The 23,585-nt window shown below is 71.7% G+C and carries 20 protein-coding genes and 1 tRNA gene; 9 read left to right on the top strand and 12 right to left on the bottom strand.

Translation table 11 applies throughout. From position 1 onward, the window contains the following. Positions 1-56: 56 nt before the first annotated feature. On the bottom strand, positions 57-1,847 hold the full coding sequence (locus ACFO3J_RS34605) for a GTPase (RefSeq protein WP_386438367.1): 1,791 nt from the start codon (positions 1,845-1,847) through the stop codon (positions 57-59). Continuing rightward, positions 1,844-3,463, bottom strand: a complete 1,620-nt coding sequence (locus ACFO3J_RS34600) for a dynamin family protein (protein WP_386438364.1) — start codon at positions 3,461-3,463, stop codon at positions 1,844-1,846. The genes ACFO3J_RS34605 and ACFO3J_RS34600 overlap by 4 nt, the downstream gene beginning before the upstream one ends. Positions 3,464-3,799: 336 nt before the next feature. Here ACFO3J_RS34600 and ACFO3J_RS34595 point away from each other — a divergent pair. Both ACFO3J_RS34595 and ACFO3J_RS34590 read left to right on the top strand, forming a co-directional pair. Continuing rightward, positions 3,800-3,872, top strand: a tRNA-Arg gene (locus ACFO3J_RS34595). Positions 3,873-4,103: 231 nt separating this feature from the next. Beyond that, positions 4,104-4,490 (top strand): MmcQ/YjbR family DNA-binding protein, encoded by a 387-nt coding sequence (locus ACFO3J_RS34590; RefSeq protein WP_386438361.1) that lies wholly within the window; start codon positions 4,104-4,106, stop codon positions 4,488-4,490. 113 nt (positions 4,491-4,603) lie between these two features. Here ACFO3J_RS34590 and ACFO3J_RS34585 read toward each other — a convergent pair whose 3' ends face one another. The 4 genes from ACFO3J_RS34585 to ACFO3J_RS34570 all read right to left on the bottom strand — a co-directional run bounded on the left by ACFO3J_RS34585 (position 4,604) and on the right by ACFO3J_RS34570 (position 7,671). Further along, entirely contained in the window at positions 4,604-5,083 is a 480-nt protein-coding gene (locus ACFO3J_RS34585; RefSeq protein WP_386438359.1) for a hypothetical protein, read from the bottom strand. Positions 5,084-5,137: 54 nt separating this feature from the next. Beyond that, positions 5,138-5,968 (bottom strand): heavy metal-binding domain-containing protein, encoded by an 831-nt coding sequence (locus ACFO3J_RS34580; protein ID WP_386438358.1) that lies wholly within the window; start codon positions 5,966-5,968, stop codon positions 5,138-5,140. A 77-nt stretch (positions 5,969-6,045) separates the two neighbouring features. Next, positions 6,046-7,065, bottom strand: coding sequence for a heavy metal-binding domain-containing protein (locus ACFO3J_RS34575; RefSeq protein WP_386438356.1), 1,020 nt, complete (start codon positions 7,063-7,065; stop codon positions 6,046-6,048). Positions 7,066-7,278: 213 nt separating this feature from the next. Continuing rightward, entirely contained in the window at positions 7,279-7,671 is a 393-nt protein-coding gene (locus ACFO3J_RS34570) for a DUF5997 family protein (protein WP_386438353.1), read from the bottom strand. Between the two features lie 82 nt (positions 7,672-7,753). Here ACFO3J_RS34570 and ACFO3J_RS34565 point away from each other — a divergent pair, with 82 nt between their 5' ends. Next, complete coding sequence (locus ACFO3J_RS34565) at positions 7,754-8,512, top strand: LysR substrate-binding domain-containing protein (protein ID WP_386438350.1); 759 nt, start codon at positions 7,754-7,756, stop codon at positions 8,510-8,512. A gap of 42 nt (positions 8,513-8,554) precedes the next feature. Here the strand turns inward: ACFO3J_RS34565 and ACFO3J_RS34560 are convergent, their stop codons facing one another. After that, a complete protein-coding gene (locus ACFO3J_RS34560) occupies positions 8,555-10,549 on the bottom strand; it encodes a BTAD domain-containing putative transcriptional regulator (RefSeq protein WP_386438348.1) in 1,995 nt (664 codons plus the stop codon). A 174-nt stretch (positions 10,550-10,723) separates the two neighbouring features. Here ACFO3J_RS34560 and ACFO3J_RS34555 point away from each other — a divergent pair, with 174 nt between their 5' ends. Next, positions 10,724-11,647, top strand: a complete 924-nt coding sequence (locus ACFO3J_RS34555) for an alpha/beta fold hydrolase (protein WP_386438345.1) — start codon at positions 10,724-10,726, stop codon at positions 11,645-11,647. Positions 11,648-11,674: 27 nt separating this feature from the next. On the opposite strand, the gene ACFO3J_RS34550 is transcribed toward ACFO3J_RS34555, so the two are convergent. After that, positions 11,675-13,267, bottom strand: a complete 1,593-nt coding sequence (locus tag ACFO3J_RS34550; protein WP_386438342.1) for an alpha-amylase family glycosyl hydrolase — start codon at positions 13,265-13,267, stop codon at positions 11,675-11,677. Positions 13,268-14,364: 1,097 nt separating this feature from the next. Here ACFO3J_RS34550 and ACFO3J_RS34545 point away from each other — a divergent pair. The 3 genes from ACFO3J_RS34545 (at position 14,365) to ACFO3J_RS34535 (ending at position 16,869) form a co-directional block, all read left to right on the top strand. After that, a complete protein-coding gene (locus ACFO3J_RS34545) occupies positions 14,365-14,895 on the top strand; it encodes a MarR family transcriptional regulator (RefSeq protein ID WP_386438339.1) in 531 nt (176 codons plus the stop codon). 197 nt (positions 14,896-15,092) lie between these two features. After that, positions 15,093-15,983 carry an SIS domain-containing protein gene (locus ACFO3J_RS34540; protein ID WP_386438337.1) on the top strand — a complete coding sequence of 297 codons (891 nt, stop codon included), beginning with the start codon at positions 15,093-15,095 and terminating at the stop codon, positions 15,981-15,983. A gap of 43 nt (positions 15,984-16,026) precedes the next feature. Then, entirely contained in the window at positions 16,027-16,869 is an 843-nt protein-coding gene (locus ACFO3J_RS34535) for a class II fructose-bisphosphate aldolase (RefSeq protein ID WP_386438334.1), read from the top strand. Between the two features lie 23 nt (positions 16,870-16,892). Here ACFO3J_RS34535 and ACFO3J_RS34530 read toward each other — a convergent pair whose 3' ends face one another. Continuing rightward, entirely contained in the window at positions 16,893-18,296 is a 1,404-nt protein-coding gene (locus ACFO3J_RS34530) for a cryptochrome/photolyase family protein (protein WP_386438331.1), read from the bottom strand. Between the two features lie 264 nt (positions 18,297-18,560). Between ACFO3J_RS34530 and ACFO3J_RS34525 the strand changes: the two genes are divergently transcribed. Next, complete coding sequence (locus ACFO3J_RS34525) at positions 18,561-18,764, top strand: MarR family transcriptional regulator (RefSeq protein WP_386438328.1); 204 nt, start codon at positions 18,561-18,563, stop codon at positions 18,762-18,764. A gap of 9 nt (positions 18,765-18,773) precedes the next feature. Here ACFO3J_RS34525 and ACFO3J_RS34520 read toward each other — a convergent pair whose 3' ends face one another. Next, entirely contained in the window at positions 18,774-20,993 is a 2,220-nt protein-coding gene (locus tag ACFO3J_RS34520) for an MMPL family transporter (protein ID WP_386438325.1), read from the bottom strand. A 140-nt stretch (positions 20,994-21,133) separates the two neighbouring features. On the opposite strand from ACFO3J_RS34520, the gene ACFO3J_RS34515 reads away from it, so the two are divergent. Continuing rightward, positions 21,134-21,787, top strand: coding sequence for a TetR/AcrR family transcriptional regulator (locus ACFO3J_RS34515; RefSeq protein ID WP_386438322.1), 654 nt, complete (start codon positions 21,134-21,136; stop codon positions 21,785-21,787). Between the two features lie 40 nt (positions 21,788-21,827). On the opposite strand, the gene ACFO3J_RS34510 is transcribed toward ACFO3J_RS34515, so the two are convergent. Together ACFO3J_RS34510 and ACFO3J_RS34505 are read right to left on the bottom strand one after the other, a co-directional pair. Next, positions 21,828-22,709, bottom strand: coding sequence for a DedA family protein (locus tag ACFO3J_RS34510; RefSeq protein ID WP_386438319.1), 882 nt, complete (start codon positions 22,707-22,709; stop codon positions 21,828-21,830). An 88-nt stretch (positions 22,710-22,797) separates the two neighbouring features. Beyond that, the gene (locus tag ACFO3J_RS34505; RefSeq protein ID WP_386438316.1) at positions 22,798-23,547 is read right to left on the bottom strand and encodes an SDR family NAD(P)-dependent oxidoreductase; all 750 of its coding nucleotides are present in this window, start codon (positions 23,545-23,547) and stop codon (positions 22,798-22,800) included. Between the last annotated feature and the right edge of the window lie 38 nt (positions 23,548-23,585).

Genomic DNA, 23,585 nt, shown 5'->3' with positions numbered 1-23,585 from the left:
CATCACCCTCGGGAGTGAGGCGTGAGGAGTGAGGGGAGAGCGAAGGGGGCGCATCGTCACTCGGCGGCGCGGCGATCGAACGGCCGGGGCACCGTACCGGCCACGACCGCGAACTGCTCGCGTACTTCGGCGTATCTCGCCAGCTCGGCGCCGACCGGCCCCAGCACCCGCTCCCGTCCGCACTCCGCCGCTGACTCCCGCAGGCCGTCCTCCGCCGCCTGTCCGTAATCCCGGGCCGGGCCCCGAGCGGCGAGACGGCAGATCCAACTGACCAAGGGTCCGCCGAGACCGCCCAGAACGGCCGTCACCAGCCCCGGCCACCAGGGCAGTTCGAGGGAGTGGGTCAGGGCGCCCACCAGGCCCACCGCGCCCGCCACCGCCAGCGCCATCAGCAGCGACTGCGCGGCCCGGACCACCGACCACCAGCCCGGCCGCACCGGCGGCCCCGGCCGGGACCGCTCAACCGCCGCGTCCAGCGCCGCCGGCAGCCCTTCGCCGCCGCGGCGGGCGGCGTCCCGCACCGCCTCGGCCCACGGCGTGGGCAGCCCGCCGACCGCGTCGGCGGCCAGGCCGCGCACCGCTTCGTCGATCATCGGCCGGGAGGCCGACGGAGTCGCGGCCGCGTTCCGTCGCCGGGCCCCTCGAAAGGGTGAATCCGGCGATGTCGGTCCGAATCGGGAATGGCTCCGCAGACCGATCCGTTGACCGATCAGTCGACTCCACGGGGTGCGGCACGCGTCCCATGCGGCACTCCACCATTCCCTTTCCGCCAGCTGACCGGCGGCGGTCGCGCCCACGGCGTCCGCCAACCGGTCGACGAACTCCTCGCGCGCCGGACCGGTGAGCCCGGCGCCGCCCTCGCCGACGTAGAGCGGGTGGAGCGCGCTCGCCGTACGGTCCATGTCGGCCGCCAGCCGCCGCCGCGCCGCGGCACGCTCGGCGACGATCTGGGCCAGTGCGGCACGCAGATCCCCCACGCCCTGCCCGGTGAGCGCGGAGGTGGCGAGCACGACGGCTCCGGCCTCACCGTGCTCCCCCACCGCGAGCCCGTCCTCGTCGAGCAGCCGCCGCAGGTCGTCGAGGACGAGGTCGGCCGTGTCCTCGGGCAGCCGGTCGACCTGGTTGAGGACGAGCATGGTGACATCGGCGTGCCCCGCCAGGGGCCGCAGATATCTCTCGTGCAGGGCGGCGTCGGCGTACTTCTCCGGGTCCACCACCCAGACGACGACGTCCACCAGCCGCAGCAGCCGGTCCACCTGCTCACGGTGGCCGGGGGCGGCGGAATCGTGGTCGGGGAGATCGACCAGGACCAGCCCGTCGAGGCTCTGTTCCTCGGCGCCCCTGGGGCTCTCACCGGCTCCGGCGGCGTCACCAACTGAAGAGCGTGCGAGGCCGGTCCCCCCGGCGCCCGCCGACCAGTCCAGGTATCCCCGCCCGGCGTAGCGGTCCTGGGGCGCGATGCCCAGCCGGTCGAGCAGCCCGACCGCGTACGCGGGCTGCCAGGTGCAGGCGACCGGGCGGGAGGTGGTGGGGCGCCGCACACCGGTCGTGGACAGGTCCCGCCCGGCCAGTGTGTTGAACAGCGAGGACTTGCCGCTGCCCGAGGCCCCGGCCAGCGCGACGACGGTGTGGTCGGCCGACAGGCGCCGCCGCTCACGGATGCGTGCCAGCAGTTCGCCTGGCTCGGCCAGGGCGTCCGGGCTGATCCTGGTCCTGGACAGCCCGAGCAGTTCGCCGAGCGCGTCGGCCCGTACGGTCAGCGGATCGGGCCCGGCGGCGGTCCGGCGGGACGCGACGGGTACGTGCGGTACGCCCGGGGGCGAGTGGGTGGCGGCCACCTCGGTCACCTCTCCTTCTGCAGTACGGACAGGGCGGCGATCAGGGCGGACTGCTGCCCGGCGGTGACGTCGTAGCCCTCGACCGGCGTGACCCTGCGGTCGCGCTCGACGCGCAGCAGGTCGGCGATGACCTCGCCCAGGACTTCGGCCGCCACATCACGCAGCCGCAGTGCGGCCTTGGCCCCGACGGTCTCGGCGAGCCGCTCGCCCGCCGCCCATCCACCGGGGCTCCCGCCGAGCAGGGCGGTGGCCAGCAGAGCGGCCACGTCCTGCGGGTCTGCCGAGGGCCGGTCGGAGGCCCGGGCCGGCCGGGCCTGCACATCGGCGAGTTCGGTGAGCCGGCGGTGCCAGTGGCGTACGCCCTTGTCGATCCGGGCCGCCACGGCCACCCGGTCGCGGTCGGGGCGGGTGGCCGGTTCGTCGAGGAGGGCGGCGCCCGCCCGGTCGCGCTGCCAGGCCGCGCGGATCCGTTCGTCGGCGGCGTCGGTCTCGGTCCGCAGCAGCGCCGCCAACTCCTCGGTCAGGGCGCGCTGCAGAGCGGCGGGCCCGCAGGCCGGGTAGCCCTGCCAGTGGGTGTGCGCCTCTCCGGCCAGTGGGGCCCCGGCGGCGATGGCCGCGTCGATCCGGGCGGCGGCCTGCCGGTAGGACTTCTCGGCGGCACGGGCCAGTCGCAGGGCCGCGGCGTGCTGGGCGGCGGAGGCGGAGGCGAGCGCGGGCAATCGTGCCCGCAGCGAGTCGAGGGTGCCGGTCAAGGTGCGGCGGGCGGCGTGCCGCCGGGCGGCCGGATCCTCGGCGCAGTTCTCCAGCCAGGCCCGCAGCGAGGCGACGGTGGTCTGCGGCAGCAGTCCGCCGCCGCCTGCGGACTCGGGCAGTTCGGGGACGGTGAAGCGCGGCACGTCGCCGAGACCTGCCTTGGCCAGCAGGGCCGCGTAGTGCCGGCTCACGTCTCCCGCGATCTGGTGCGGCACCCGGTCCAGGACAGTGGCGAGGGTGACCTCGTACTCCTTGGCGGTGCGCAGCAGATGCCAGGGCACCGCGTCGGCGTAGCGGGAGGCAGTGGTGACCAGGATCCAGATGTCCGCGGCGCAGATGAGCTCGGCGGCCAGCTCGCGGTTGCGGGTGACCAGGGAGTCGATGTCGGGGGCGTCCAGCAGCGCGAGGCCGCGGGGCAGGCGGTCGTCGGTCTCCAGGCGGAGTTCCGCCTCGTCGGCTTCGGACCGGTCCAGGCCGTCCTCGTCCGCCCGGGAGCGCTGCCGTACGGACCAGGAGCGGGTGAGCCGGGGCAGGACCCGGGAGTCGGCGAACCAGGCGCGGTCCCCCGGATGGCAGACCAGGACCGGCGTACGGGTGGTCGGCCGCAGCACACCGGAGGCGCTGACCCGGCGGCCCACGAGAGAGTTGACGAGGGTGGATTTCCCGGCGCCGGTCGAGCCGCCGACCACGGCGAGCAACGGTGCTTCCGGTGCCTTGACACGGGGTACGAGATAGTCGTCGAGCTGGCGGAGCAGCTCCTCCCGGGTGCGGCGGGCCCGGGCGGCTCCGGGCAGCGGGAACGGGAAGCGTGCGGTGTCGACACGCTCGCGCAGCACGGACAGCGCGTCAAGCAGCTCAGGCCGTACGTCCAAGATCACCACAATGGCAGAATGCCCCATATTGGGGCACTTTTGAAGCGCATTCGGGATAGTTTGCCCTATTCGGCCCGCGCGTGGTCCCAGTGGGGCGTACGGGGGTCAGGGGACAGAATGAGCCACCGGCATAACGACTGCACAACAGCAGGATTTCGACGCGTCAAAAGCGGTGCACCTTCTGCACATGCCTGCGATTATCGGACCGCTTCACCGAACCTCCACAACGTGTCACGCGGGTGAAGCGCCCGGCAGCAGGCGTGTGGCGCCCTATCCTTGACCTCGGAACAAGGTCACGGAACAACCCAGGGGCGGAGCAGCCGCGGCCACTGTCCGGCCCCCGTAGCTCAGTGGATAGAGCAGGCGCCTTCTAAGCGCTTGGCCGCAGGTTCGAGTCCTGCCGGGGGCACTGTCCATCTCAGCGCCGCTTTCCCGACCACTGGAACATCCGCCCAGGTCAGAGATCTGTCACGGTCGGCCCGGCCATCGGGCCGGCGCCAGCAGGCCGCTACTGGAAACGCCGCGCCGCTCGATTGCCCCTGGCTGGAACGGACAGCCCCGTTCCGTCCCGGGAATGGCGCTGCGGTCCAGCGCCAGCAATCGTGTCCGTTCCGCCCGCCCAATCACCGAAGGCAGAACCGTGCTTCACGCCGACGACATCCGCCGTATCGCCCTGTCCCTGCCGAACACCGTGGAGAAGGAACTCTGGGGCCATCCCACCTTCCACGTCGCCGGCCGGATGTTCGTTACCGTCCCCGGCGACGGCACCTCCTTCGCGGTGCGCTACCCCAAGCACGAACGGCACGAGCTGATCGCCTCCGACCCGGACAGGTTCTGGGTGCCCCCGCACGAGGCCAACTCCTCCTGGGTACGGGCCCGGCTGGCGGCGCTGGACGGCCTCGACGAGCTGTACGACATCCTTCTCGACTCCTGGCAGCAGGCGGCCCCCGCCCAGATCGCCGAGGCATACGTCCCGACCGGACCGGGGCCCCAGCAGCCACCGGCCGAGCACCCCCGGCGCTCGTAGCGAGGCCCCCGGCCAACCGGACCGGCCAAGCACCCGTGTCGGGGGATGTCCCGCGGCCCGGCCCCCCGACGGCTGTTCGCCTCATCCGGGGGGGTTCGTACCAGGTCGGCGGCTCAGTCCCCCAGGACCAGCCTCTCCAGGGCCGCCCGGGCGCGGGCGTCGGACCGCGCTCGCAGCGCGATCGCCGTCGCCAGTTCCTTCGCCCACTCGTCCAGGGCCACCGGCTTGCGCGACAGCACCACACCGCGCACCACGGTGGCCACCTCGCCCTGGGGGCGTCCGTGCGCCAGGGTAAGGATCAGCCGCCGGTCGTCCAGGAAGACCTCGAGCTTTTCCACCTTGCCCTTGCGCCCGGCGAGCCGGTCGCTCATGGTGCGCTTGCGTTCGAACGTCACCGATCCCGGCGGCAGGGCGTCCGCCAGCGATTCCGTCAGCACTTCGGTGTAGATCTCCAGATCCGCCGAATCCCGGCGCAGCGCCGCGGCCAGCAGGTCGATCGAGGCGGCCGGAGCCGCTTCCCCGCCGCTGGGCACGACCTCCCCGGCACCGCTGTTCTCCTCCGGTCGCCCCGGCAACGGATCATGCTCGCTCATCGTCTTTCCCCGCACTTCGAGAACCCGACCTGACTCCACCGAACGCAGAGCTTGTCACCCGTCGAGGCTCAGCACCATGGTGGGCCGCTCGATCTCGTGGTCGGCCCGCAGCGGCCGCACTGCCGTCCCGATCGAGAAGAACTCGGTGGTGTGGCCGCCCCAGCGGTGGTTGTGCGCGTTGAGCTGCACCCCGACCACGCCTTCCGCGTGCAGTTCCTCCGCCTCCGACTGCATCCGTGCCATGGCCAGCTCGCGGGCGTCGTACAGCGCCTGGGTGAACTGCTCGATCTCGACGTTCCGGCCCATGTTCGAGAAGACGGTGCCCATCTTCTGGTGCGCGATGTGATAGACGCAGGTGCCCATCACCATGCCGAGCGGTGCGTAGCCGGCCCGGATCAGCGTCCAGAAGTCCTGCCCCGACAGGTCCGAGGTGAAGGGCTGCTGCTTGTTGTTGCGCCAGCTGCCGCCACCGGGAGGCGGGCTGTCGGCCTTGACCGCGGTGCCGATCGCGATGAACTCCGCGATGTCGTTGCCGAACTCCCGCGCCTCCACCGTCAGCCGGACGCCGACGATGCCGTCCGCGCCGAGGGCCGCCGCCTCCGCCTCCATTCGGGTCATCGCCAGCTCACGGGCGTGGTACATCGCCTGACTGAGCGTCTCCAGCTCCTGGTTCTTGCCCCAGCGGCCGATCTGGATGCCGACGTGGTAGATCGAGCTGCCCAGCACCAGGCCGATCGGCTTGAAGCCGGCCTCGCGTACCAGGAGGAATTCGTTCACCGACAGGTCACTGGTGAAGATCGACCCGGGCTGGCCGGGCGAGAGTTCCGACAGCCTCCGCATCGCGTCCGCGGGAACGCCTTCGGCACTCGGCTGTTCCTTCGTCATATCAGTACCCCTCATCACACCGTGCGGTTCGAACAGCCATAGGACAGTCATATGCGGTCGGCCGGGCCTTGCCCGGCCTAGTCATTCAACTCGCTGATCTGCTGCACCAGCCGCCCGTACTCCGCGCGATCGCCGTAGGGACTGGACGCCACTGCCGCCAGCCGTTTGCGCAGCTTGTCGCCCCGGTCGCCCAGCGGCATCACGGTCAGCGTCCGCGGCGGCTGCTGCCGGGCCCGGAAGCGCGCGACGGTGGTGCCGACCATGGTCGACTCCGCCACATGGTCCTCCTGCTCGGAGTTGCTGCGGTTGCGGGCGCGCAGACAGCCCTCGGCCCACACCCGCAGCTGGCTGTCGGCCATGATGACCCCGTCGCCGCCCTTGCCGGCGCCCTGCAGCTGCAACTGGCGCCGCGCGTCGGAGCGGACCGCGTTGACCAGCTCGCTCCAGCCGCCCACCTCGACATTGCTCCAGGAGTACGACTGGGACCGGGTGCGGTAGTCGTCGTGCCGGACCCCGATCGACATGCCCACCAGCAGCTCGACCGGCACCCACCCGGCGCCGAGCAGTTTGGCGAAGCCCTGCCCGTCCAGATGCAAGGTGAACGGCCGGTCGGAATGGTATGAGCCCTCCGCCCGTACCGCCGTGCCGATGACCTTGAATTCGTAGCAGTTGGGCTGTCCGATGAACGGGGCCATGGTCAGCTCGGCCGCCACCACGCCGTCGCCGCCGAGCGTCCGGCACTCGGCCGACATCCGCCCGAGCGCGGTTCGCCGGGCCTGGTCGAAGACGCCGACCAGGGCTCGGGAGGGGGCGCCGGAGCCCGAGACGGCCACCGGGGCGTCGCCGGTGTTGACGTAGCTGAAGCCATAGCCGGCCCCGGGGAACAGGCAGTCGTGGTAGCCCCAGTACCTGCCGCTGCGCCCGATGTGAAAGACCGCGGAGCCCATCACCTGGCCCACCGGCTCGAAACCGACCGAGCGGATCGCGGCGAACTCCCCGGTGGACAGCGCGGACGTCCAGGTCCCGCTCCCCTTGACGGCGGCGACCCGCTCCGCCGCGGCCGGCGGCAGTCCTTCGCCGCTCCATGGCACCGACATGTGTCCCTTGTCTCCCGTCCGGTGAATCCGCGCAGATCCGCCCACCGCACCATAGAACTGAAAGCGGCGTCTTGGTGGTATCTACGGGCCGGGCGTGACCGGGTGAACATCATGACCGCCGGGAACCCGGTGCACCGCCGGCCCGGAAGCAGTGGCGCGCAGGCGCGCTCCGGCGTCATCGTCCGGGGAGGCAGGGGTCGCTTACGCGATGGGTCAGCGGGACCCGTCGCCTCGCGCCAGGTTCTTCTCCTTGATGCGGGCGGTCTCCTTGCGCACCTCGGCCTGAGTGGCGCGCTCCCGCTGGAGCCACTCGGGGCGGTCCTTCATCAGCGCGTCGATCTGCTCGGTGGTGAGGGCCTCGGTGACGCCGCCACGGGCGAGACCCGCGATGGAGACGCCCAGTTTCGCCGCGACCACCGGCCGGGGGTGCGGTCCGTCACGCCGCAGTTCGAGCAGCCACTGGGGCGGATCGGCCTGCAGGGCGCTCAATTCGGTGCGCGAGACGACACCCTCCTGGAAGTCGGCGGGGGTGGCCTGAAGGTACACACCCAGCTTCTTGGCCGCGGTGGCGGGCTTCATCGTCTGGGTGGTCGGGGACGACGTCATGCCAGCAAGACTATCGAGCGCGGACGACACCTCCGACCACGGCTCCGGCCACGACTCCCGCCACGACCGGTAACCTGCCATGGTGACAGGCTCGGAAGTACCCCCTTCGTTCCGCCTCGCGTACGTGCCCGGCGTGACGCCGACCAAGTGGGTGCGGATCTGGAACGAGCGGCTGCCCTCGATCCCGCTGACGCTCCTCCCGGTGCCCGCCGCCGAGGCATCCGATGTCCTGCGGAGCGGCGGCGCCGACGCCGGTCTGCTGCGGCTGCCGGTCGACCGGACGGAACTCAGCGCGATCCCGCTCTACGCCGAGACGACCGTGGTCGTGGTCCCCAAGGACCACCTCGTGTCGGCGGCCGACGAGGTGACCGCGGAGGATCTCGCCGACGACATCGTGCTGCATCCCCTCGACGACCTCCTCGACTGGGAGTCCCGGCCGGGGCTGCCCGCCAAGGAGCGCCCCGCCACGACGGCGGACGCCTTCGAGCTGGTGGCGGCCGGAGTGGGGCTGCTGCTCGTCCCGCAGTCGCTCGCCCGCCTGCACCACCGCAGGGATCTCACCTACCGGCCGGTCGTGAACTCCCCGGAGTCCCGGGTCGCCCTGTCCTGGCCGCTGGACGAGACCACCGACCTGGTGGAACAGTTCATCGGGATCGTCCGCGGCCGGACCGTCAACAGCTCACGCGGTCGCCCGGCCCCCGTACCGCCCAAGGAGACGCGCCCCGCTGCGGGCGACGCGCGGCGCAAGCCCCCACCGGCGAAGTCGAACGGCAAGAACCCGCGGGGCGGCTCCGGCGCCCCCAAGGCCGGTAAACGCGGCAAGCCCCGCCGCCGGTCCTGACCCGCGACACCGCGCGTCCCCAGCTGTCCGCGGCCGACCGGATCACACGGCACGTCCAAGGGCACGGGCGAGGGCGGTGAGGTGTCCGGCGACGGGGCCGAGGGTGAGCAGGCCGCTGCCCGCTCCGGCCAGTTCCGCGGCGGCGGGCATGAGTTCGCTCCGTGCGCGTCCCATCACCTTCCGGTCACCGACGGCGATCGCCGCTCGCGCGGTGAGACACCACATCGCCTCGAACAGCAGGTCGTGAGGCGGGTCGGGGACCGTGCGCAGGGCCGCCGCCGCCTCGGCGCGGCGGCGTCGCGCCAGCAGCACCAGCGGGCGGGCCCACGGCTCGTACGGTCCCCAGTCGAGGCGGGTGTTCGTCTGAGCGGGCAGTTCACGCTGTACGCGCAGGCTCAGCAGCGCGAGTGGCAGCAGGCCGCGTTCCAGACCGGGCATGCCGGCGCCGTCGAGGAGGGCGGCGGCGTCCCGGTACGCCCGCTCCGCTTCGGCCACCGGCGTCCGGCCGGTCGCGGCGAGCCGCAGCGCGGCGTACCACCGGGTGAATACGTGGACGAGCGGCAGTTCGTGACGTTCCGCCAGTCGGTCGGCGGCCGTCGCGTGCCGGTCGGCTCCGGGGAAGTCCGCGAGCGCGGCGCACGCCTGGAGCCGGATGAGATGCCCCAGAACCTCGAAGGTGGCCAGGCTGTGCCGGGCGGACACAGCGATCAGTTCGGCGCCGAGCCGGTCCCTGGCCGGCGCCAGGCCGGCGCGCTCGAAGGTCTGCATGAACACGGCGTTGAGAGCGAACGCCAGCAGCACGGGATCATCCAGGCCGCGGGCGATCCGCTCCGCCTGCCGGGCGGCCTGAGGTCCACGCGCGGAGCGGGTGCCGCGTGATTCCAGCGCGACGGTGGCCAGCAGCCGGGCCCGCACGGCCGGGTGCGCGTCCGGCCGGAGATCGGCCAGGGTTCGCTCGGCCACCGTTACGACACGCTCGGCCTGCCGCGGATCGTCGACCCGGGTCCACAGGGCCGGTACGTCGTAGGCGCCGATCACCCGGGCGGTCAGCTCGGCGTCCCCCATCTCCTGCGCGGCCGTGATCGCCGCCACCCGGTGCTCGCGGGCCGCCTGGAGCCCGCCGCCTCCGGTGACGGCCAGGTTACGGAGCAGGCCCATCGTCGCCTCCAGCCGGGCGCGTGATCCCGAGGCCACGCTGCGGTCGTAGGCAGCCGCCGCCTGCGCCCACACACGTCCGGCCGGACCGCCGGAGTCGGGCCCGGGGGCCGGCCCCGATCCAGGATCGAGGTGGTCCGCCTGGCCGAGGATGTCCGCCTCCAGCCGGCGCAGGCCCGGTCCGGGGTCCAGCCCCAGTTCCTCGACCAGCAGGACACGGGCCCGGCGCAGCACCGCCAGCGCGTCGCCCTGACGGCCCGCGCGATAGAGCGCGAGGGCGAGCAAACGCCACGCGTCCTCGCGCCAGGGGTGCTCGGCCACATGCGCGTCCAGATCGGGCACCGCCCGCGCGGCGAAGCCCAGCGCCAGCCTGGCCTCGGCCTTCCGCTCGACGGCGTAGAGCCGCAGCTCCGCGAGGCGGGACCGCTCCCCCCGGGCCCATGCCGCGTCGTCGAACTCGGCGTAGGCGGGACCGCGCCACCATGCCAGCGCCTCGTCCAGCCGCACGATGACGTCCCCCGGAGCCGCGGTCGCCGCCGCGGCCACCGCCCGCTCGAAGCGCCAGGCGTCCACCGCTTCCGGTTCGGCGCGCAGCGCGTACCCGGGCCCCTCGGTGACCAGTGAACGGGCCGGAGCCCGGGGCGGACGCTGCGGCTCCAGCGCACGTCGCAGCGCGGCCACGAAGGTGCGGACCGCCCCGACCGCGCCCGGGGGCGGATCGACCCACAGATCCTCGACCAGTCGGCTGACCGGTACGACGCGACCGCGGGCCACGATCAGCCGGGCCAGCACGGCACGGTGCCGCGGACCCTTCAAGGCGATCGCGTCACCGGCGTCGTCCCAGGCCGTCACCGGCCCGAGCACCCCGAACACGACCCGCACCCGCGACCACCCTGCCTCTGCGCCTGTTTCTCCGGGCCGGTTTCGGACCTGCTCCCCGATATCCCGAGGTCCCCCCGCAGGTCCCGGCCTCCCACGGTATAGCGCGCTGATCCGATGCTCATCCGCGTACCGCAGGCTCGAAGCACCTGGTCATCCACGGAAAGAGGCGGAATCATGGCGCCAGCCACCACCGGCCCGGCCACCACCGGCCCGGCCACCAGCGGCCCGGCCATCAGCGGCTTCGACTACCGGCGTGTCCCGGTCGCCGACGGTGTGTCGCTCAACGCGGCCGTCGCGGGTACGGGCAGTCCGATCGTCCTGCTGCACGGCTTCCCCCAGACCCATCTGATGTGGCGGCACGTCGCCGCCGGCCTCGCCGCCGACCACACGGTGATCTGTCCCGACCTGCGCGGCTACGGAGCCAGCGACAAGCCCGCCGAGAGCGACAGCACCACCTACTCCAAACGCACCATGGCGGCCGACATCGTCGCCCTGGCCCGCGCCCTGGGGCATGAGCGTTTCGCCCTGGCCGGGCACGACCGCGGCGCCCTCGTCGCCTTCCGCGCCGCACTCGACCACCCGGAGGTCATCAGCCGGCTGGCGTGCCTCGACGTGCTGCCGACCCTCGACATGTGGGAGGTGATGCACGGCGCCGACGCGGCCATCGGCTTCCACCTCTACCTGATGGCTCAGCCCCCGGGCCTGCCCGAGCGGATGATCGCTGTCAGCTCGGACGACTTCTTCGGCCACTTCCTCGACCTGTGGACCAACGACCCGGGGGCCGTCCCCGCCGACATCCGGGCCGCCTACCTGGACGCCGGTCGTGCGGCGGTGCCCTCGATCGTGGCCGACTACCGCGCCTCCGCCGGTATCGACGCCGACCACGACCGCGCCGACCGCGCGGCCGGCAACCGGCTGCGGATGCCGGTCACCGTGCTCCAGCAGGACTGGGGCGCCGCCCTGGGGTACGAGGCCGAGACGCTGTGGAGCCGTTGGGCACCGGACCTGCGGCACCTCACCACGACCTCCGGCCACTTCATGGCCGAGGAAGCGCCGGCCGAGGTCACCAAGGCCCTCCGCGACCTGCTCGCCCGCTGAGCAGGCGGCTGAGGCGAGCCGACGCCCTCACAGCCGCCGCGTGAACACGCCGTACGAGAAGCCCTCGGCGGTCATCACATCGCCGTCCACCGCGATGCCCCGCACCTCCAGCGGGTGCAGCTCGGCGGCGCTCGGGAAGGTGAACCGGGCCGGTTCACGGCGGGGGTTGATGATGATCAGATGATCGTCGCCGCGGCGATAGACCAGCGGGTACGTCTCGTGCAGTACGTCGACGGCAGCGGTGGAACCGAGCGCCGGGTGCGCCCTGCGCAGGGCTATCAAGCGCTGTACCTGGTTGAGCAGCGAGCCGGGATCGGCCAGCGAGTCCGCGACGTTGGGGCGGTCCGGTTCCGGGTCGAGCGGGAGATAGAAGCGGGCCGGGTCCGCGGTGGAGAAGCCGGCGCCCTCGGTGCCGTCCCACTGCATGGGTGTGCGCGAACCCTGGCGGCGCTGCCCGTCATCGAGATCGGCGCCTTCCACATCCGGCGCGTCGGGGACGTACCGCATGCCGATCTCGTCGCCGAAGTAGATGGTCGGCAGGGTGGGCCAGGTCAGCAGGAACGCGAAGACGGGCGCGATCATCTCCCGCGTCCGGGTGCCGACCGCCAGCCGTGAGAAGTCATGGTTGGCGGTCGGCAGCGCGACATGGCCGACACCGCCGATCGCGGTGGTGGCCCGCCGCCAGGCGTCGAGGAAGGGGCGCATGGAGCCTTCGCCCTCGGGGGCGAAGAAGCAGGGTTCGGTGCCCCAGCGGAAGCTGTGGCTGCCCTGGCTGTTGTCCCACAAGGAGCGCAGCGCGTCACCGACGAAATGCAGGAAGAAGTCGGCGTGGAAGCCGGCCGGCACCGAAACGCCCGGGTCCCCCCATTCGGCGATCAGCGCCCGGTCCGGGTAGGCGCGGTCGATCCACTGACGTATCCCGGTCCACAGCCGCCCGGTCTCGACCATGCCCGGGTCGTCCTTGACCAGCGAGAACGCCATGTCCACCCGGAAGCCGGCCACCCCCTGATCGAACCAGTAGGCCATGATCTCGCGCAGCGCGGCCCGGTTCGCCCGCGGCCCCGGCGCGTCCACCGGTTGCCGCCAGGGCTCGGCCGGGTCCATCCGCGCGTAGCCGAAGTTCAGGGCGGGCTGCACCGGATAGAAGTTGGCGAGGTAGTAGCCGTCCCGGGTCCCGGGCGCCGGGATCCAGCGGCTGACCGGGCTGCCGACACGGTCGGACCAGATGTAGCGGTGGTCCTCCGGATCCGCCGCCGACGCCCGGAACCACTCGTGCCGGTGCGAGGTGTGACCGGGCACCAGATCGAGCATGACGCGGATGCCCCGCTCGCGCGCGGCATCGACGACCCGCCGCAGGTCCTCGTTGGTGCCGTAGCGCGGGGCGATGGTGAAGTAGTCGGCCACGTCGTAACCGGCATCGGCGAACGGCGACGCGAAGCAGGGGCTGAACCAGACCACATCGACCCCGAGCCAGGCCAGGTAGTCCAGGTGTCGCAGCACGCCGGGGAAGTCCCCGATGCCGTCGCCGTCGGAATCGGCGAAGGACTGCGGATAGATCTGGTAAAGCACCGCCCCGGACAGCCAGTCCGGAGTCGACTCGGGAGCGGAGGGAGCAGTCAACGACATCTCTTTTCTCGGATCGCGGGGTGAACGCCCCTGTGCGGGTCGGCTCTCTCCTACCCCTTCAGGGCGTGCCCGCTCAGCCCTCGCAAGCGGTTCGTGTCCCGGCTCGCATGCCGGGCCGGACCGCTGGAAACCGCCGAAAGGATGGGCGGCCCATCGGGGAGCGCGAGTTGACCGAAAGATTGCCGCTGTTCCGGGGCGCTGACGGCCCCCGATCCCGGTCCGGCTTCCCGGCCGCCGGACCGCACGGGACCGGGCCGCTTCCCCGGGCGCGGGCGGTGGCAGGCGGTGGGCGGCGGAGCGGCCTTGGCGGGCAGCATGGGGCGCGTACTTCGGAGTATTCGAGGTGGGAGCGCCTCGGCAACGGGATCCGAAAGGGACGGCGGCACCTTGCCGGGAAGACCGGAGACCGCGGGACGGCGGGACGGCAATTCTGGCGGGCGGCGGATTACCGGCCCCGCAGCGCTTTTCCAGCGGCCTTGATGAAATCCTCTCCGATCGCCCGGCGTCGCCATACCGCCGAATGGGTGGCGGTTCTCCCGATCAGGCGGCTCCGGCCCTTCGCGGCTTTCGCACCAGCGGCAGCCGGGACTTCCCGGCGAGTGGCAAACTTGACGCTCCATCGGCCCGCCCGGCGGCCGGCCCGCCGCGCTCCGCACCGGGAATGCCCCCAAGACCCTCGCGGTCGGGGACCCGGCGTTCCCGCCTCCGCGGCACTCGCTCCCGGGGTCGGTCACGGCTGCTCCTTGCCCACGTCCGGTCACCGCCGGTACCCGGCGGGGTCAGCGGCGACGGCCTGCTCGCCGGGCGGGCGAAGCGCGCGGGGAGACCTCTCGACTCCCATAGCACTCCTGCTTCCACAGCATTCACACAGCGCGGCCTCGCCCGGCCTCTCCGCCGGCCGGACGGAGCCTCAACGTTTCCCAGAAGTCTTCGAGTTGAAAGGAGTGCTGTGAGAAGGTGTGCGCTTGAGCCACCCTCCGGATGGCTGGTTATTCGGATCAACCGGCCGCCGGTATCGTGACCGCTGCCAAGGGCCGTGCGGCGTTCATGTGGCCAATCTAGGCGAGCGAGCGACACGAGGATCGTCACCTATGGATTCCACACTCCCCGGGGCCGCGCAGGCATCGAAATCGGCGGCATCGTCGGCACCCGCGGCCTCGACCGCGCGGCGCCGCAGACGGCTGACCGCCCGAATAAAGGACGGCCTGCGCGATCTCAGCATCCAACTCTCCCTGCTGACCCACCAAGTAGGCGCTCATCTCGACCTCCGGGACGCCGATCTGGAGTGCCTGGACCTGATCAGCCGGTACGGCCCGATCGGACCGACCGCGCTGGCCAAACGCGCGGGACTGCATCCGGCCACCCTCACCGGCGTACTCGACCGCCTCGAACGCGGCGGCTGGGTCATCCGCACCCCCAACCCGAGTGACCGGCGGGCCATATTGGTCCGGGTGGTCAAGGAGAAGGAAGCCGAGGTCGTCTTCCTCTTCTCCGGGCTCAATCGCGCCATGGACCAGGTGTGCTCCGACTACGGGGAGGCCGATCTGGTCATGATCGCCGACTTCCTGCTGCGGACCGCGAAGGCGGCCCGCGTGGCGACCGACGACCTCGCCGACGACTGACGGCGCTTCCCCGTCGGCGACTACGGCTCTCTGCGGGCCGCGGGTGCCTCGCACCCGCGGCCCGGAGAGAGCGAGGCGGCTGTACTTTTCTGCTCGTTCCGTGCTCGTTTCGAGCAGGATCGGTCATCTACACTGACGCGAGCAGCAGCGCGGCGCCAGCGTGCCGCGTCATCGCCGGCCCTTCGTGAGGAGCACCGATGTCCGCGTCGTCCCTGACCGCCACCGAGATCGCCACCCAGCCCGAGTGCTGGCAGCGGGCGGCCGAACTCGTCGGCGGCGAGGGCGAGAAGCTGCCGCGAGCCGGCGAGCGCGTCGCGGTGATCGGCTGCGGCACCTCCTGGTTCATGGCCCAGTCCTACGCGTCGCTGCGCGAACGGAGCGGCCAGGGGGAGACGGACGCCTTCGCCGCCTCGGAGTTCCCCTTCGACCGCGGCTACGACCGCGTCGTGGCCATCACCCGATCGGGTACGACCACCGAGGTGTTGCTCGCCTGTGAACGGCTGCGTGGAGCGATCCCCGTCACCGCCCTCACCGCCGACCCGAACACCCCGGTGATGGGCGCGGCGGACGAGGTCGTCGTCCTTGACTTCGCCGACGAGCAGTCCGTCGTCCAGACCCGCTTCGCCACCACCGTGCTGGCCCTGCTGCGCACCCACCTGGGAGAGGACCTCTCCGCCGCGGTCGCCGACGCCCGCAGGGCGGTCAAGGAGGAGTTGCCCGCCGGGCTGACGAAGGCCGAGCAGTTCACCTTCCTCGGTACCGGCTGGACCTACGGTCTCGCCCAGGAGGCCGCCCTCAAGATGCGGGAGGCGGCAGGCGCCTGGACCGAGGCCTACCCGGCGATGGAGTATCGGCACGGCCCGATCAGCATCACCGGCCCGGGTCGCGTCGTCTGGTCCTTCGGCGCGCTCCCCGACGGCCTGGCCGACAGCGTGGCCGCCGTCGGCGGCCGTCTTGTGGCCCACCCTGTCGGCGATCCGCTCGCCGACCTCATCCGGGCCCAGCGCCTCGCGGTGTCCATCGCCCAGGCCAAGGGCTTCGACCCGGACCAGCCGCGCAATCTGACCCGCTCCGTCATCCTGCACTGACCCCTCCTCGTCCGCCCACAGCCCGTACCGAGGGGTCCGCCGCATGACCGCCGCCAGCACCGCCCAACTCGTCCTCGCCGCCCGCGCCTCGGGCCGCGGTACGGCCGCCTTCAACGTCATCACGCTGGAGCACGCGGAAGCGGTCACCACCGCCGCGGAGCAGAACGGTCTCCCGGTCATCCTGCAGATCAGCGAGAACGCGGTGAGGTTCCACGGCGGCCGTGCCGAACCGCTCATCGCGGCCGCCGCGGCGATCGCCCGCGCCGCGGCGGTCCCGGTCGCTCTCCACCTGGACCACGTCGAGGACGAGGACCTGCTGCGGGCGGGGATCAGGGCCGGTGTGACCTCGGTCATGTTCGACGCTTCCACCCTGCCCTACGAGGAGAACGTCCGTGCCACCGCGCGGCTGGCCGCCTGGGCCCATGACCACGGGGACAGGGTCTGGGTCGAGGCCGAACTCGGCGAGGTCGGCGGCAAGGACGGTGCCCACGCCCCCGGGGTGCGTACCGACCCGGACCAGGCCGCGGCCTTCACGGCGGCCACCGGCGTCGACGCCCTGGCCGTGGCGGTGGGCAGTTCCCACGCGATGACCGAGCGCACGGCCGGCCTCGACCACGAACTGATCGCCCGGCTACGCGCAGCCGTCGACGTCCCTCTGGTCCTGCACGGGTCGTCCGGGGTGCCCGACGGCGAACTCCGCCGGGCCATCGCCGCGGGCATGACGAAGATCAACATCGGGACCGCGCTCAACATCGCCTACACCAGCGCCGTCCGCGACCACCTCGGCGCCGACCCCGCGGTGGTCGACCCCCGCCGCTACCTCCGCCCGGCGCGCGACGCGATGACCGCCACGGCCTCGCAGCTGCTCCGGATCGTCGCGGGCTGAACACCGCTGGGACAGCCGTACGGTCATCCCCGGCCGCGTCCCCGGGCGAACCGCTCCTGCCCTTCGGCGAGCGACACCATCGGCTCCGGATAGTCGTACCCGGCCCGCTCCGGCCCGCTCAGCTTCCAGGGCTCATGGATCTGCCGCCTGGTCAGTCCGGTGAGTTCCGGCACCCAGCGCCTTACGTATTCGCCCTCCGGATCGAAACGGACGCCCTGCCGCACGGGGTTGAGCACCCGGTTGGGCCGGGTGTCCGTGCCGGTGCCCGCGACCCACTGCCAGTTCAGCTGATTGTTTACCAGATCCCCGTCCACCAGCAGGTCGAGGAAGTGCCGAGCTCCGATGCGCCAGTCGACGTACAGCGTCTTCGTCAGAAAACTCGCCACCAGCAGTCGCCCGCGGTTGTGCATCCATCCCTCGTGCAACAACTGCCGCATCGCGGCGTCCACCACCGGATAACCAGTACGTCCCTCCTTCCACGCGGCCACCTCCTCAGGGGCGGTGCGCCAGCGATCGTTCCTCTGCCGGTAGTCGGCCCATGCCGCGTCGGGGCGGGCGGCCAGAACCTGATAGTGGAAATCCCGCCAGGCCAGCTGCCGCACGAAGTCCTCGGCCCCGGATCCCTCCCCCGCACTCCCCCGGTCGCCGGACCCCCTCGCCCGGTGGACGAGTTCGGCCGGTGACAGACAGCCGAAGTGCAGGTACGGCGACAGGCGAGAGGTGGTGTCACCCGCCATGTCGTCATGCCGCTCTCCGTACTCGGCGATCCGATCGCGCCGCCAGCTGTTCGCCAGCCGGCGGCCCGCCGTCTCCCCGCCTCGCGGCAGCCCCGGGGACGGCGTGCCGCCCTGCCGGCCGGTCAGCTCGGAGGCTGTCGGCAGCGGGAGCGAGTCCACCGCCTCGGGCACGACGACCCGGCGCGGGGCCGCCTTCGGCGCTCGGAGGCGCTCCGCCTGCCAGCGCCGCCAGTAGGGGGTGAACACCGCGAAGTGGTCACGGTCCGTGGGGGTGATCGCGCCGGGGGGCACCGCCGTGATCACCGCTTCATGGGCCACCAGTTCGCAGCGGAGCCCGGCCAGCTCCTTACGGAGCCGCTCCTCACGTCCGCTCGCATACCGGCTCACCCCGCCGGCGATATGCACCATGTGCGCGCCCGTCTCGCGCACCACCGCGCAGACCTGCTCGACGGGATCGCCGCGCCGCAGGACAAGGCGGCCCCCTCGCGATCGCAGCCCCTCGTCCAGGTCGGCGAGGCACTCGGCGAGGAAGACGGCCCTGTTCGGTGCGACGAACCCGGCTCGGGCGATGCCCGGGTCCAAGACGAAGAGCGGTACCACCCGGTCGGCTTCCGCGGCTTCGGCCAGCACCGGATTGTCATGCAGCCGGAGGTCCGCCGTGAACAGGGCCACCGACACGGACTCACCCATGGACGGTGAGCAGCACGAGAGGTGTGGGGGGTGTCATGCGTTCGAAGTCTGCCGCAGAATCTTTCGGTCGGAACGGTAGAACACGGCAATTTCCCCGAAAGAGTGATCGAGCCACCTTTCTCGGTCAGAGTTACCCGCTCGCCTCTTTGTCACCGTTACGCGGGTTCCCTGTCACAGAAGATCGACAAGCCCATGCGGCGATCTTCACGCGTCGTTGACCGGACGAAGGAACCGATCGACATCCCCACCGCATGGAGGTGCATCATGACCGACCGGACTCTGTGGTCGTACGCGGACATCGCCGCACACATCCGCGTGCAGGTCGAAACCGTGCGCTCTTATCGAAAGCACGGGCACTTGCCCGAGCCGGATGTCGTGGAGGGCGGCAAACCGTTCTGGTACGCCGACACCATCCGGGCCTGGAGCGCCCGGCGGCCCTCCAACCGGGGCCGCCGGGACTCCGACTGACGTCGGGTCTCAGGGACTGCCGGCCGGCTCGGGGTCCCGCCGCTCTTCGGAGTGCGGGGCCCCGGCACGGTCCGGCGCGGTGACGGCGCCGCCCTCGGATATGCCGAACCGGTCGTGGAATCTGCGCAGCGCCGGGGGCGCCCACCAGGTGAACCGGCCGGTCAGCCGCATCACCGCGGGCACCAGCAGTGTCCGCACCACCATCGCGTCCATGAGCACCGCCAGCGCGATCCCCAGACCGAGCATCTTGGTGTTGGTCACCCGGGAGGTGCCGATCGCGACCATCACCACGGCGAGGATCACCGCGGCCGCCGTGATCAGTCCGCCGGTCCGGCTCAGCCCGAACACGATGGAGGCACGGTGATCACCGGTCCGGTCGTACTCCTCCTTGATGCGGGACAGCAGGAAGACTCCGTAGTCCATGGACAGCCCGAACGCCACGCAGAACATCAGCACCGGCAGGGTCGTCTCTATGCTGCCGGTCGAGGTGAAGCCGAGCAGCCCGGACAGGTGGCCGTCCTGGAAGACCCAGACCACCGCTCCGAACATCGCGGTCAGGCTCAAAGCGTTGAGCAGCACCGCCTGCAGCGGAATGATCACGCTCCCGGTGAGCAGGAAGACCAACAACAGCGTGACCAGGGCGATGATCCCGGCCGCCCACGGAAGTTTCAGGGCGATGGCGTGCTTGCTGTCGACCAGCACGGCCGCCTGGCCGGTGACCGAGGCGCGGAAGTCGGCGGGCTGGGCCCGTATCGTCCGCACCAGATCCTGGGTGCCGGTGTCGACCGCCTCGCCCTTCGGCAGCACCGTCAGATAGGCCGCGCCCGAGCCCGGGGCGCTGAAGGGTCCCTCGACCCGCACCACGCCCGGCAGCGCGGCGACCCGGCGGTCGTACTGCGCCAGTCGGCCCGGGTCGGCGCCCTCGGTGAGCACGGTGATCGCGCCGTCCGGGCTCCCGGGGAACTGCTGGCGGATGTGCTGCTGCACCACATGCGCCTGCGCGGAGGCGGGCAGCTGGCGGTCGTCGGCGGTGCCGAACTTGACCTGGAGGAACGGCAGGCCGAGCAGGAGCAGCCCCGCGACGGCGCCGATCGCGAACACCGGGGCCCGGCGCATCACCAGTCGTGCCAGCCGGGCATAGGCGGCGCCCGGTTCACCGGCGGACCTCAGCCGCAGCGCCTTGCGCAGGTCCAGTGCGTTGACCCGGTCACCGAGCAGCACCAGGGACGCGGGCAGCACGATCAGTGCGGCCGCTGCGGCCAGCAGCACGACGGCGATGCCCGCGTAGGCGAAGGAACGCAGGAAGTACTGCGGGAAGACCAGCATCGCGGAGAGCGAGGCGGCGACCGTCAACGCCGAGAACAACACGGTGCGGCCAGCGGTGCGCAGTGTTCGGCCCACGGCTGACCGCGGTGTGACCCCGGTGGCGAGCTCCTCGCGGAATCTGCGCACGATGAACAGCGCGTAGTCGATCGCCAGTCCCAGGCCCAGGGCGGTGGTGAGGTTCTGCGCGAAGACCGAGACATCGGTGAACCCGGTGATCCCGCGCAGGACCGCGTTGGTACCGAGGATCGCCACGACGCCGATACCAAGCGGAAGGAGTGCCGCGATCGCGCTGCCGAAGACCATGACGAGCAGCAGCAGAGTGATCGGCAGGGCGATCACCTCGGCGCGCACCAGGTCTTCCTGGACGGTGGTCTGCAACTCGTCGTGCACTGCCGCGGATCCACCGACCGTCACCGTCACCGCACCGTGCGGGCCGCGGTAGGCGGGAGCTATCCGCTTCACCTCGGCCGCCACCGCGTTGTCGTCGCCGCGCAGCCGGGCGGTGATCATCGCCGAGTGGCCGTCATCGGCACGCAGCGCGGGAGAGTGCGCGCCCCAGTAGGAGGTCACCCCGGTCACCGCCGGATCAGCGGCGAGCCGGCGGGCCAGTGCGCCGCCCTGGGCGACCACCGCCGGATCGTCCACACCCGCGCCCCGGGTGCTGACCAGCAGCACCAGATTGGGCTGGGACGCGGGGAAGCGCTCGGCCAGAGCGGCCGTGGCATACGAGGACTGGGAGGCGGGTGCCTCGAAGCCCCCACTGGCCAGGCGGTCGCCCACTCCATGTCCCGCGACCACCGCGAGGGCGGTGAAGAGCAGAGCCAGCAGCAGCGTCAGCCGTGGCCGGGCGGTGACGACACGCGTCCAGCCACGGATCGCTGTCTCACGGTTGACTTCCGGCATGACAGAGGTGTCCTCTCCCCGTAGAACGGCATGACGACATAGCCCGCATTCGCGGCATAGAATGAAAACGCGAACGATCGCTCGCGTTTCCTAGAATGCGAGCAACCTCTCGCGTTTGTCAATCCTCCCTGGGAGTCCATGTGTCCGAGCCGGACGAGCCGCCGCGCCGGCGCCAGGCCCGCGGCGAGCGGCGCGTCACACAACTGCTGCAGGCCGCGGCCAGCGTGTTCTGCGCGCTGGGGTACACCGCCTCCAGTACCAACGCCATCGCCCGCGAAGCCCGGGTGTCCCCGGGGACGCTCTACCAGTTCTTTCCGAACAAGGAGGCCATCGCCGTCGAGCTGAGCGGCCGGCTGATCAAGGAGATGGAGGCCACCCACGGCCGGGTCTTCACCCCGGAGATCGCGCGGCTGCCGCTGGATCGGCTGATCGACGAGGTGACCGACCCCTTCATCGAGTTCAACACCGCCAACCCGGCGTTCCTGGCGCTGATCAAGGGCCCCGACACGCCCGGCCGGGTCGCCGACGAGCACGACGTACTGCACAACTCACTGCTGGAGCGGGTCAGCGAAATGCTGGAGGTCCGCACACCGTCCCTCTCACGCGCGGAGCGCGCGCTGATCTCGGAGATGTGCCTGGCGATGTTCAAGGCGGGCCTCAACCTCGTCATGCAGCACGAGGGCGAGGACAAGGACGCCTATGTGCGGGAGCTCAAAGGCCTGCTCTACCGCTATCTGGCGCCGTATCTCGGCACCGGTGCCGCAGTCGGGACGCCGGCAATGAACCAGACATGACAATTTTCCCGCCCGGCCAGAACCCCGGAGGCCGGCGGTGCTACTTCCCTCGTCCCACCAGTCCGCAGCGGAAGGCACCGGTGGTCGCAGCGGGGTCGTCCTCATCGCGATCGGCCTCGTCCGGCGGCGCGGAGGGCGGCCCGATCTTCGGACCGCCCTCTGATACGCCCCGCAGCACGGGCGGGCCGGCCGTCGCGGCGCCCGCCGTACGCCGCAGCGGAGCCGCCACGGCGCTGTCCCTGGCCAAGGACGCCGACACGACGGCCGACGGCCAGGCGGTGAACTCCCCGGGTCCGCGCGGCAGTCGTCGTTCCCTGGCCCTGGAGATCCACTGGGCCAGCATGCCGATGCCCGCGACCAGCACCGATATGCCGACACCGAGGGTGAGCGCGTAGAAGCTGTTCGAGGCCGCGCGCCCGCTGAAGTAGCCGGCGCCGACCGAGTACGAGGCCCACAGCACCTCGGCCGTGCCCGCGCCCAACGCGTAACGCCGGGCCGGATACCGGACGATGCCAGCGGCGAGGCCGCCGATCACCCGGCCGCTGGGCAGGAATCGGACGCCGATGACGAAGGGCACTCCGTGGCGCTGGATGCGCAGAGCCGCCCAGTTCAGCAGGGCGGCCTGGCGGGGGCGCCGCTGGATACGGCGCAGGACTCTGCCGCTCACCGCGTGTCCGGCCCGGTGCAGCAGCAGATCGCCCAGGACGGCGCTACCGGCGACCACGAGCAGGACGAGTACGAGATTCAGCCGCCCTTCGGCCGCCATCACCCCGCCGGTGACGAGCAGCACGGCGTTGGGCACCAGCGGCGGGGCCGTCGTGGCGGCCAGCAGCAAGTACGCCCATACGACGTTTCCACCTCGTAGGTACTCGGCGAGCCCAGAGGTGAAGTCAATTGACGACACAGAGAGTGCAACGTGCATCCCGCCGCTCCTCTTCCCGTGCGCCGGGGCGATTCGGCTCCGGCGTCCCGACGCCGGCAGCGGGCATCAGCAGCCGAGGAGGCTCCGCTCAGCGGCCGAGCAGCTCTCCGCCGTTGCACTGCAGGATCTCGCCGGTGATGAAGCCCGCCTCGGGGGAGGCGAGAAAGAGCACGGCCGCGGCCACGTCGGCCGGTCGGCCGACCCGCCCGACCAGGGTGCGGCCGGCCCGGCGGGTCACTTCCGCCTCGTTCAGCCGGGAGCCGAAGAACTCGGTGCCGGCCACTGTGCCCGGCGCCACGATGTTGCAGGTCACGCCCTGCGGACCGAGCTGGGCGGCGAGGGAGTGGTTCCAGGCGTGCAGGGCGGCCTTGGAGGCGCCGTACGAGCCGCCGCCGCGCAGCGCCGCCACCGAGGTCACGGTGACCACCCGACCGCCGTCGGTGGTGAAGCGGTCTCGGAGCGACTCGGTCAGCAGGACGGCGGTCAGCACATTGCGTTCGAAGTCCCCGCGCCAGCGGGCCAGCACTCCGTGCGGACCGGCACCGACCGCCAGCTCTCGGCTGCCCGCGTTGTTCACCAGTACGTCCACCTGATCGGGCAGCTTCGGCAGCACGGCCTCGACGTCGTCGGGATCGGCGAGATCGCAGACGACCGGGGTGATGTCGAGACCGCGGGTGGTCCGCAGATCCTCGGCGGTGGCACGGAGCACCTCACGACGGCGGCCGACGATGGTGACGCGGTGCCCGTCCTCGGCGAACCGCGTGGAGATGGCCAGCCCGATGCCCGTGCCCCCACCGGTGACCACGACATTGCGGACCGGTGTCCCGTTCTCTGCCATGTGCTCCGCCCCTCGAGAAGAACAGCACGCTACGGGAT

This window comes from Streptomyces polygonati, from assembly GCF_042650325.1.
GTDB lineage: Bacteria > Actinomycetota > Actinomycetes > Streptomycetales > Streptomycetaceae > Actinacidiphila > Actinacidiphila polygonati.
The sequence above is the reverse complement of the archived record's forward strand: the minus strand, read 5'-3'. Positions and strand labels throughout refer to the sequence as shown.

What these genes read in the sequence shown, in the direction of transcription:
- ACFO3J_RS34585 (WP_386438359.1), bottom strand. Translation starts at nt 5,083, where the DNA reads ATGAGCGAGCATGATCCGTTGCCGGGGCGACCGGAGGAGAACAGCGGT.
- ACFO3J_RS34580 (WP_386438358.1), bottom strand. Translation starts at nt 5,968, where the DNA reads ATGACGAAGGAACAGCCGAGTGCCGAAGGCGTTCCCGCGGACGCGATG.
- ACFO3J_RS34575 (WP_386438356.1), bottom strand. Translation starts at nt 7,065, where the DNA reads ATGTCGGTGCCATGGAGCGGCGAAGGACTGCCGCCGGCCGCGGCGGAG.
- ACFO3J_RS34570 (WP_386438353.1), bottom strand. Translation starts at nt 7,671, where the DNA reads ATGACGTCGTCCCCGACCACCCAGACGATGAAGCCCGCCACCGCGGCC.
- ACFO3J_RS34555 (WP_386438345.1), top strand. Translation starts at nt 10,724, where the DNA reads ATGGCGCCAGCCACCACCGGCCCGGCCACCACCGGCCCGGCCACCAGC.
- ACFO3J_RS34545 (WP_386438339.1), top strand. Translation starts at nt 14,365, where the DNA reads ATGGATTCCACACTCCCCGGGGCCGCGCAGGCATCGAAATCGGCGGCA.
- ACFO3J_RS34540 (WP_386438337.1), top strand. Translation starts at nt 15,093, where the DNA reads ATGTCCGCGTCGTCCCTGACCGCCACCGAGATCGCCACCCAGCCCGAG.
- ACFO3J_RS34535 (WP_386438334.1), top strand. Translation starts at nt 16,027, where the DNA reads ATGACCGCCGCCAGCACCGCCCAACTCGTCCTCGCCGCCCGCGCCTCG.
- ACFO3J_RS34530 (WP_386438331.1), bottom strand. Translation starts at nt 18,296, where the DNA reads ATGGGTGAGTCCGTGTCGGTGGCCCTGTTCACGGCGGACCTCCGGCTG.
- ACFO3J_RS34525 (WP_386438328.1), top strand. Translation starts at nt 18,561, where the DNA reads ATGACCGACCGGACTCTGTGGTCGTACGCGGACATCGCCGCACACATC.
- ACFO3J_RS34520 (WP_386438325.1), bottom strand. Translation starts at nt 20,993, where the DNA reads ATGCCGGAAGTCAACCGTGAGACAGCGATCCGTGGCTGGACGCGTGTC.
- ACFO3J_RS34510 (WP_386438319.1), bottom strand. Translation starts at nt 22,709, where the DNA reads ATGCACGTTGCACTCTCTGTGTCGTCAATTGACTTCACCTCTGGGCTC.
- ACFO3J_RS34505 (WP_386438316.1), bottom strand. Translation starts at nt 23,547, where the DNA reads ATGGCAGAGAACGGGACACCGGTCCGCAATGTCGTGGTCACCGGTGGG.